A 7,960-nucleotide genomic window follows, 5' to 3' on the forward strand; every position below is an offset into this window, starting at 1 on the left:
CCAGGACGCTGGCCCGCATGACCGCCCGGTCGGTGGTGCTCAGCGTGTTGCTGGGTGCGCATCCGGCGTGGGCGACGGCCAGTGACCTGGTAAGGCTGACAGCCGATTTCGGTATCAGAGAGGCGACGCTGCGGGTGGCGCTGACCCGCATGGTCAGTGCCGGCGACCTGGTCCGCTCCGCGGACGGCTATCGGCTCTCGGATCGCTTGCTGGCCCGCCAGCGCCGGCAGGACGAGGCGATGCGGCCACGTACCCGGGTCTGGCGCGGGTACTGGCACCTGGTCGTCGTCACCAGCGTCGGCACCGACGCCCGGACCCGGGCCGCGCTGCGAAATACCATGCATGACAAGCGTTTCAGTGAACTACGCGAAGGCGTCTGGATGCGCCCGGACAATCTCGACCTGGAACTGACGCCGGAGGTCGCGGCCCGGGTGCGGGTGCTGCAGGCCCGCGACGACGCCCCGGCGGCGCTCGCCGCACAGCTGTGGGACCTGACCCACTGGGCGGATGCGGGTCACCAGCTGCTGCAGGACATCGGCCGCGCGACCGACATGCCCGCAAGGTTCGTCGCGGCCGCGGCGATGGTGCGCCATCTCAATACCGACCCGATTCTGCCCGAGGCACTGCTCCCCGCGAACTGGCCGGGGGCTCAACTGCGGGCGGCCTACCACGACTTCGCCACCGAGCTGGCGGAACTGCGTGACACGAACCAACTTCAGGAGGCGACATGACCGATTTGGTGCGGGTGGAACGCGACGGCGCGGTCACCACGGTCAGCATCAACCGGCCCGAGGCCCGCAACGCCGTCAACGGCCCGACCGCCGCCGCGCTCTACACCGCCTTCGAGCGGTTCGACCGGGACGACAGCGCATCGGTGGCGGTGCTTTGCGGTGAAGGCGGAACCTTTTGCGCCGGAGCCGATTTGAAGGCCTTCGGGACGCCGCAAGCCAACTCGGTGCATCGCACGGGTCCCGGCCCGATGGGTCCGTCGCGCATGATGCTGTCCAAACCCGTCATCGCCGCGGTCGACGGCTATGCGGTGGCCGGCGGCCTGGAGCTGGCGTTGTGGTGCGACCTACGGGTCGCCGGGGAAGACGCCGTGTTCGGGGTGTTCTGCCGGCGCTGGGGAGTGCCGCTCATCGACGGTGGCACCGTGCGGTTGCCGCGGCTGATCGGGCACAGCCGGGCGATGGACATGATCCTCACCGGCCGTGCGGTCAACGCTGACGAGGCGCTGGCGATCGGCCTGGCCAACCGGGTGGTGCCCAAGGGCGAAGCGCGCCGGGCCGCCCAGGAACTCGCGGCCGAGCTTGCCGCATTGCCACAGCACTGTCTGCGGTCGGACCGGCTCTCCGCGCTGCACCAGTGGGGCCTGCCCGAGTCCGCAGCAATGGACCTGGAGTTCGCCAGCATTTCCCGGGTATCCGGCGAGGCGCTGGAGGGCGCGGGGCGGTTCGCCGGCGGTGCAGGCCGGCACGGCGCTCCGGCGGGTTAGCCGCCCTTGGTCACGGTGTTGTTGGGTCCGATCTCGTTGACCTCGGGGTCACCGTCTTTGTAGGTGATGGCGTTGTCCATCCCGAGCACCGTGATCCGGGTGTTGACCTTGTCGAGGGTGATTTTGTTCTTCCGGCCGCCGACGCTCACCGTCTCGCAGGTGCCGTTGACGGTCAGGGTGTTGTCCGACCCGGTCACATTCAGCGACTTGCCCGCCTCGCAGGAGATCGTGGCCGTCTCGCCCACGGATGCGTAGACGACGGTGTCGCCCACCTGGACCGACGTGCTCATGGTGGGGCCGCCGCCGCTGGTGGATGTCGTGCCCGCGGTGCCGCTGCTGGTGGTCGTGGACGAGGACTTGGCGGAGGAGGTGCTGCTTCCCGGCGGCCCGGCCGTCGAACTGCAGCCGGCCAGCCCGACGGCGGCGGCCACGGCCGCGGTCGTCAGGGCCAGTCCGGCCAGTCGGAATGTGGCGGCAGTTCCGTTGTCGCGCATAGTTCCTCGTTTCCTCCGGGGTATCAGCACCGTCACGGCCCAACTCGCTGAATTCGGTTGACCATGCCCAGTTCGCGGCCACGATCCCAGATGACCGGATCGCCGTTCTTGTAGAACACGGTCCCGTCATAGCCGTACACCGTGATGTCGTTGACGACCGTGTCGGCGATGACCGTGTTGGATGTCCCCATCATCGTCACCGCCCAGCAGGTTCCCTTGGCGGTGACCACATTAGCGGTGCCGTTGATGATGAGGGTGGCGTCGTTGCAGTCGATCGTGGTCTCGACGCCCTGTCCGGTGATATGGGTGTCGCCGTTCTTGGCGTGCGCCGGTGCAGCGGTCGCGGCCGCTACGGCAACGACGGTCGCGGCGCAGACAGCCAGCGTCCCCACGGCGGTTGTCCATTTCACTTCGGTCCCCCCTTCGTTGGGTGGGTGGTCTCTGTCGGGCGAGACCTCGATTGAGATTACGTGTATCGGACCGCGCGACGACAGCCCTGTGCGCATTTCCGGCGGAGCCGCGTTCCGCGTTCCGCGTGCCGCCGCGACCACGGAGCGCCGCACCCGATCTACCCGGGTTGGTCAACTAGAGTCATTAGTTGGCCATCCCGCCGCGCGGCCGGGCGCGCAGCACCGGCCATCCAACCGAAGGGTGAATCGCCATGGCAGCTCAGCCGGAACCACCGTCGGGTGGTGGGCGTGCGCGCGGCGGCAAGTCCGGAGCCCGCCAGGCCAAGCTGAGCCGGGAGGGCATCGTCGACGGGGCTCTGACGTTCCTGGACCGGGAGGGCTGGGACTCGCTGACCATCAACGCGCTGGCGACCCAACTGGGCACCAAGGGACCGTCGTTGTACAACCACGTCCACAGCCTGGAGGATCTGCGCCGCGCGGTGCGCATCCGGGTCATCGACGACATCATCACGATGCTGAACCGGGTCGGGGAGGGTCGCGCCCGCGATGACGCGGTGCTGGTCATGGCCGGGGCGTACCGCAGCTATGCGCACCATCACCCCGGGCGGTACTCCGCATTCACCCGGATGCCACTGGGCGGCGACGATCCCGAGTACACGGCCGTGACCAGGGGAGCGGCTGCGCCGGTCATCGCGGTGTTGTCGTCCTACGGCCTGCACGGCGAGGAGGCCTTCTATGCCGCTCTGGAGTTCTGGTCGGCGATGCACGGTTTCGTGCTGCTGGAAATGACCGGTGTGATGGACGAAATCGACACCGACGCCGTGTTCACCGACATGGTGCTGCGGTTGGCGGCCGGCATGGATCGTCGCACCATGGAGGCGGCAGATAAGAACTGACTCGGTGGTCCGAGGGTGAAGCTGGCTTCACACTCGTAGGCGGCTGTGAAGCTGGCTTCACACTCGCGCCACAACGGAAGCCTACTGCGGCTCTCGTGCCGGCGATGCCGACCGCTTTGACCTGCCCGACTTCAGCCGGGTATTGTGGGACCTCGTGCCTGGCGGCTAACGACGCCTGAAGTGAGGGCGTAAATGCCGGGCCAATTCGCGTGTCCACAATGCGACGGATGATCTGTCCGGGCATGCGCATGCGACACGCCCGGCCGCGGGGTGATGAGGTTGTTCCGCGGCGGGGCATAACTGCAGTACAGAGACTTTTGAACGCCGCACTCGACACGCACCACAAGAACAGCAACACAGAAAGCCGGTAGATGCCAACCATTAATCAGCTGGTCCGCAAGGGTCGCCGAGACAAGGTCGCCAAGGTCAAAACCGCGGCTCTCAAGGGCAGCCCGCAGCGCCGTGGCGTGTGCACCCGCGTGTACACCACCACTCCGAAGAAGCCGAACTCGGCGCTTCGGAAGGTCGCCCGTGTGAAGCTGACGAGTCAGGTTGAGGTCACGGCGTACATCCCAGGTGAGGGCCACAATCTGCAGGAGCACTCGATGGTGCTGGTACGTGGCGGCCGGGTGAAGGACCTGCCAGGTGTGCGCTACAAGATCATCCGCGGTTCGCTCGACACCCAGGGTGTGAAGAACCGTAAGCAGGCTCGCAGTCGCTACGGCGCCAAGAAGGAGAAGAGCTGATGCCGCGCAAGGGACCCGCGCCCAAGCGTCCACTGGTCAACGACCCGGTCTACGGGTCGCAGCTGGTCACCCAGCTGGTGAACAAAGTTCTGCTGCAGGGGAAGAAATCCCTGGCTGAGCGTATTGTTTATGGTGCGCTCGAACAGGCGCGCGACAAGACCGGCACCGATCCCGTCATCACCCTCAAGCGTGCTCTCGACAACGTCAAGCCCGCCTTAGAGGTGCGCAGCCGCCGCGTCGGTGGTGCCACCTACCAGGTGCCTGTCGAGGTACGCCCGGACCGGTCGACCACGCTGGCGCTGCGCTGGCTGGTCAGCTTCTCGCGGCAGCGCCGGGAGAAGACGATGGTCGAGCGCCTGGCAAACGAGATCATGGATGCCAGCAATGGCCTTGGGGCTGCCGTGAAGCGGCGTGAAGACACCCACAAGATGGCCGAGGCAAACCGCGCCTTCGCGCACTATCGCTGGTGACGGCTTCCAGCGGTAGTCGCTGGCGCATCCGATAGCCAACTGAGCAACGAAAGAGTGGGAAGACTTCTGTGGCACAGAAGGACGTGCTGACCGACCTGACCAAGGTCCGCAACATCGGCATCATGGCGCACATCGACGCCGGCAAGACCACGACGACTGAGCGCATCCTCTACTACACCGGCATCAGCTACAAGATCGGTGAGGTTCACGACGGCGCGGCCACGATGGACTGGATGGAGCAGGAGCAGGAGCGTGGTATCACCATCACCTCCGCGGCTACCACCTGCTTCTGGAACGACAACCAGATCAACATCATCGACACGCCCGGCCACGTCGACTTCACGGTCGAGGTGGAGCGGTCGCTGCGTGTCCTGGACGGCGCCGTCGCGGTGTTCGACGGCAAGGAGGGCGTCGAGCCCCAGTCCGAGCAGGTCTGGCGCCAGGCCGACAAGTACGACGTGCCGCGCATCTGCTTCGTCAACAAGATGGACAAGATCGGCGCCGACTTCTACTTCTCCGTGCGGACCATGGAGGAGCGGCTGGGCGCCAACGTCATTCCGATCCAGCTGCCCGTCGGCTCCGAAGGCGACTTCGAGGGTGTCGTCGACCTGGTCGAGATGAACGCCAAGGTGTGGCGGGGCGAAACCAAGCTGGGCGAGACCTACGACACCATCGAGATCCCGGCAGAGCTGGCCGAGAAGGCCCAGGAGTACCGAACCAAGCTGCTCGAGGCCGTCGCCGAGACCGACGAAGAGTTGCTGGAGAAGTACCTCGGTGGAGAAGAGCTCACCGTCGCCGAGATCAAGGGCGCGATCCGCAAGCTCACCACCACCTCCGAGGCGTACCCCGTGCTGTGTGGCAGCGCGTTCAAGAACAAGGGCGTGCAGCCGATGCTGGATGCCGTCATCGACTACCTCCCCTCGCCGCTGGACGTGCCGCCGGCAGTCGGCCACCCGCCCGGCAAAGAGGACGACGAGATCGTCCGCAAGCCGTCCACTGACGAGCCGTTCTCTGCGCTCGCGTTCAAGGTGGCGACGCACCCGTTCTTCGGCAAGCTCACCTACGTCCGGGTGTACTCGGGCAAGGTCGACTCGGGCAGCCAGGTCATCAATGCGACCAAGGGCAAGAAGGAGCGACTGGGCAAGCTGTTCCAGATGCACTCCAACAAGGAGAACCCGGTGGAGACCGCCTCAGCGGGTCACATCTACGCGGTGATCGGCCTCAAGGACACCACCACCGGTGACACCCTGGCCGACCCGAACAACCAGATCGTGCTTGAGTCGATGACGTTCCCGGATCCGGTGATCGAGGTGGCCATCGAGCCCAAGACGAAGAGCGACCAGGAGAAGCTGAGCCTGTCGATCCAGAAGCTCGCCGAGGAGGACCCGACGTTCAAGGTCCACCAAGACGCCGAAACCGGGCAGACCGTGATCGGTGGCATGGGCGAGTTGCACCTCGACATCCTGGTGGACCGCATGCGCCGCGAGTTCAAAGTGGAAGCCAACGTCGGCAAGCCGCAGGTCGCGTACAAGGAGACCATCAAGCGGACGGTGGAAAAGGTCGAGTTCACGCACAAGAAGCAGACCGGCGGATCGGGCCAGTTCGCGAAGGTGCTGATCAGCATCGAGCCGTTCACCAGCGAAGACGGTGCGACCTACGAGTTCGAGAGCAAGGTCACCGGTGGGCGCATCCCTCGCGAGTACATCCCGTCGGTGGACGCCGGTGCCCAGGACGCCATGCAGTACGGCGTGCTGGCCGGCTACCCCTTGGTGAACTTGAAGGTCACGCTGCTCGACGGTGCGTTCCACGAGGTCGACTCGTCGGAGATGGCGTTCAAGATCGCCGGTTCCCAGGTGCTGAAAAAGGCTGCGGCACAAGCACAGCCAGTGATCCTGGAACCGATCATGGCCGTCGAGGTCACCACACCCGAGGACTACATGGGTGATGTGATCGGCGACCTGAACTCCCGCCGTGGCCAGATTCAGGCCATGGAGGAGCGGGCAGGGGCGCGTGTCGTCAAGGCGCACGTGCCGCTGTCGGAGATGTTCGGCTATGTCGGCGACCTGCGGTCCAAGACGCAAGGCCGGGCGAACTACTCCATGGTGTTCGACTCGTACGCCGAAGTTCCGGCGAACGTGTCGAAGGAGATCATCGCCAAGGCAACCGGCGAGTGAATTTCGACAGGGAGTAACCTGACCCGGTTACGACCGCGGCAAAACCAAGAAAAAATCAACACTGCTTTTTTAAGCACCAACAGTCCAGGAGGACATAGAAGTGGCGAAGGCGAAGTTCCAGCGGACCAAGCCGCACGTCAACATCGGGACCATCGGTCACGTTGACCACGGCAAGACCACCCTGACCGCGGCTATCACCAAGGTCCTGCACGACAAGTACCCGGACCTGAACGAGTCCAAGGCGTTCGACCAGATCGATAACGCGCCTGAGGAGCGTCAGCGCGGTATCACGATCAACATCGCGCACGTCGAGTACCAGACCGAGAAGCGTCACTACGCGCACGTCGACGCCCCCGGCCACGCCGACTACATCAAGAACATGATCACCGGTGCCGCCCAGATGGACGGTGCGATCCTGGTGGTCGCCGCTACCGACGGCCCGATGCCGCAGACGCGCGAGCACGTGCTGCTCGCCCGTCAGGTGGGCGTGCCCTACATCCTGGTCGCACTGAACAAGTCCGACGCCGTCGACGACGAGGAGCTGCTCGAGCTCGTCGAACTGGAGGTCCGCGAGTTGCTGGCCGCCCAGGACTTCGACGAGGAAGCCCCGGTCGTGCGGGTCTCGGCGCTCAAGGCGCTCGAGGGCGACGCGAAGTGGGTCGAGTCCGTCGAGCAGTTGATGGACGCGGTCGACGAGTCGATCCCGGACCCGGTGCGTGACACCGACAAGCCGTTCCTGATGCCCGTCGAGGACGTCTTCACCATCACCGGCCGTGGCACTGTGGTCACCGGTCGTGTGGAGCGCGGCGTGGTCAACGTGAACGAGGAAGTCGAGATCGTCGGCATCAAGCCGACCAGCATGAAGACCACGGTCACCGGTGTGGAGATGTTCCGCAAGCTGCTCGACCAGGGCCAGGCCGGTGACAACGTCGGTCTGCTGCTGCGTGGGATCAAGCGCGAGGACGTCGAGCGCGGCCAGGTCGTGATCAAGCCCGGCACCACCACCCCGCACACCGAGTTCGAGGGCCAGGTCTACATCCTGTCCAAGGACGAGGGCGGCCGGCACACGCCGTTCTTCAACAACTACCGTCCGCAGTTCTACTTCCGCACCACCGACGTGACCGGTGTGGTGACGCTGCCGGAGGGCACCGAAATGGTGATGCCCGGTGACAACACCAACATTTCGGTGAAGCTGATCCAGCCCGTCGCCATGGACGACGGTCTGCGGTTCGCGATCCGTGAAGGTGGCCGCACCGTCGGCGCCGGCCGGGTCGT

The 7,960-nt window shown here is 65.5% G+C and carries 9 protein-coding genes; 7 read left to right on the forward strand and 2 right to left on the reverse strand.

Translation table 11 applies throughout. The features are described from left to right. The first annotated feature begins 8 nt into the window (after positions 1-8). Together AC5Y7D_RS18585 and AC5Y7D_RS18590 are read left to right on the forward strand one after the other, a co-directional pair. Positions 9-731 carry a PaaX family transcriptional regulator C-terminal domain-containing protein gene (locus tag AC5Y7D_RS18585; RefSeq protein WP_499926545.1) on the forward strand — a complete coding sequence of 241 codons (723 nt, stop codon included), beginning with the start codon at positions 9-11 and terminating at the stop codon, positions 729-731. Continuing rightward, positions 728-1,495 carry a crotonase/enoyl-CoA hydratase family protein gene (locus AC5Y7D_RS18590; RefSeq protein WP_499926515.1) on the forward strand — a complete coding sequence of 256 codons (768 nt, stop codon included), beginning with the start codon at positions 728-730 and terminating at the stop codon, positions 1,493-1,495. Before AC5Y7D_RS18585 ends, AC5Y7D_RS18590 begins: the two co-directional genes overlap by 4 nt. Here AC5Y7D_RS18590 and AC5Y7D_RS18595 read toward each other — a convergent pair. Both AC5Y7D_RS18595 and AC5Y7D_RS18600 read right to left on the reverse strand, forming a co-directional pair. After that, positions 1,492-1,989, reverse strand: a complete 498-nt coding sequence (locus AC5Y7D_RS18595; RefSeq protein ID WP_499926517.1) for a DUF3060 domain-containing protein — start codon at positions 1,987-1,989, stop codon at positions 1,492-1,494. The genes AC5Y7D_RS18590 and AC5Y7D_RS18595 overlap by 4 nt on opposite strands. Positions 1,990-2,021: 32 nt before the next feature. Further along, positions 2,022-2,399, reverse strand: a complete 378-nt coding sequence (locus tag AC5Y7D_RS18600; protein ID WP_499926518.1) for a DUF3060 domain-containing protein — start codon at positions 2,397-2,399, stop codon at positions 2,022-2,024. A gap of 251 nt (positions 2,400-2,650) precedes the next feature. Here AC5Y7D_RS18600 and AC5Y7D_RS18605 point away from each other — a divergent pair, with 251 nt between their 5' ends. The 5 genes from AC5Y7D_RS18605 to tuf form a co-directional block, all read left to right on the forward strand. Next, on the forward strand, positions 2,651-3,295 hold the full coding sequence (locus AC5Y7D_RS18605) for a TetR/AcrR family transcriptional regulator (RefSeq protein ID WP_499926519.1): 645 nt from the start codon (positions 2,651-2,653) through the stop codon (positions 3,293-3,295). A gap of 371 nt (positions 3,296-3,666) precedes the next feature. Continuing rightward, positions 3,667-4,041 carry a 30S ribosomal protein S12 gene (rpsL, locus tag AC5Y7D_RS18610; RefSeq protein WP_055578870.1) on the forward strand — a complete coding sequence of 125 codons (375 nt, stop codon included), beginning with the start codon at positions 3,667-3,669 and terminating at the stop codon, positions 4,039-4,041. Then, positions 4,041-4,511: a 30S ribosomal protein S7 gene (gene rpsG / locus AC5Y7D_RS18615; protein ID WP_065046088.1), complete on the forward strand. Its 471-nt coding sequence runs from the start codon at positions 4,041-4,043 to the stop codon at positions 4,509-4,511. Before rpsL ends, rpsG begins: the two co-directional genes overlap by 1 nt. Positions 4,512-4,579: 68 nt before the next feature. After that, positions 4,580-6,685 carry an elongation factor G gene (fusA, locus tag AC5Y7D_RS18620; protein ID WP_499926521.1) on the forward strand — a complete coding sequence of 702 codons (2,106 nt, stop codon included), beginning with the start codon at positions 4,580-4,582 and terminating at the stop codon, positions 6,683-6,685. 100 nt (positions 6,686-6,785) lie between these two features. Next, the coding region (gene tuf, locus AC5Y7D_RS18625; RefSeq protein ID WP_499926523.1) for an elongation factor Tu at positions 6,786-7,960 on the forward strand (1,175 nt) is incomplete at its 3' end.

The organism is Mycobacterium sp. NGS49 (genome assembly GCF_059812565.1).

Bases quoted from the DNA above. Each gene is read 5' to 3' on its own strand.
- AC5Y7D_RS18595 (WP_499926517.1), bottom strand. From the start codon at position 1,989: ATGCGCGACAACGGAACTGCCGCCACATTCCGACTGGCCGGACTGGCC.
- AC5Y7D_RS18590 (WP_499926515.1), top strand. From the start codon at position 728: ATGACCGATTTGGTGCGGGTGGAACGCGACGGCGCGGTCACCACGGTC.
- rpsL (WP_055578870.1), top strand. From the start codon at position 3,667: ATGCCAACCATTAATCAGCTGGTCCGCAAGGGTCGCCGAGACAAGGTC.
- AC5Y7D_RS18605 (WP_499926519.1), top strand. From the start codon at position 2,651: ATGGCAGCTCAGCCGGAACCACCGTCGGGTGGTGGGCGTGCGCGCGGC.
- rpsG (WP_065046088.1), top strand. From the start codon at position 4,041: ATGCCGCGCAAGGGACCCGCGCCCAAGCGTCCACTGGTCAACGACCCG.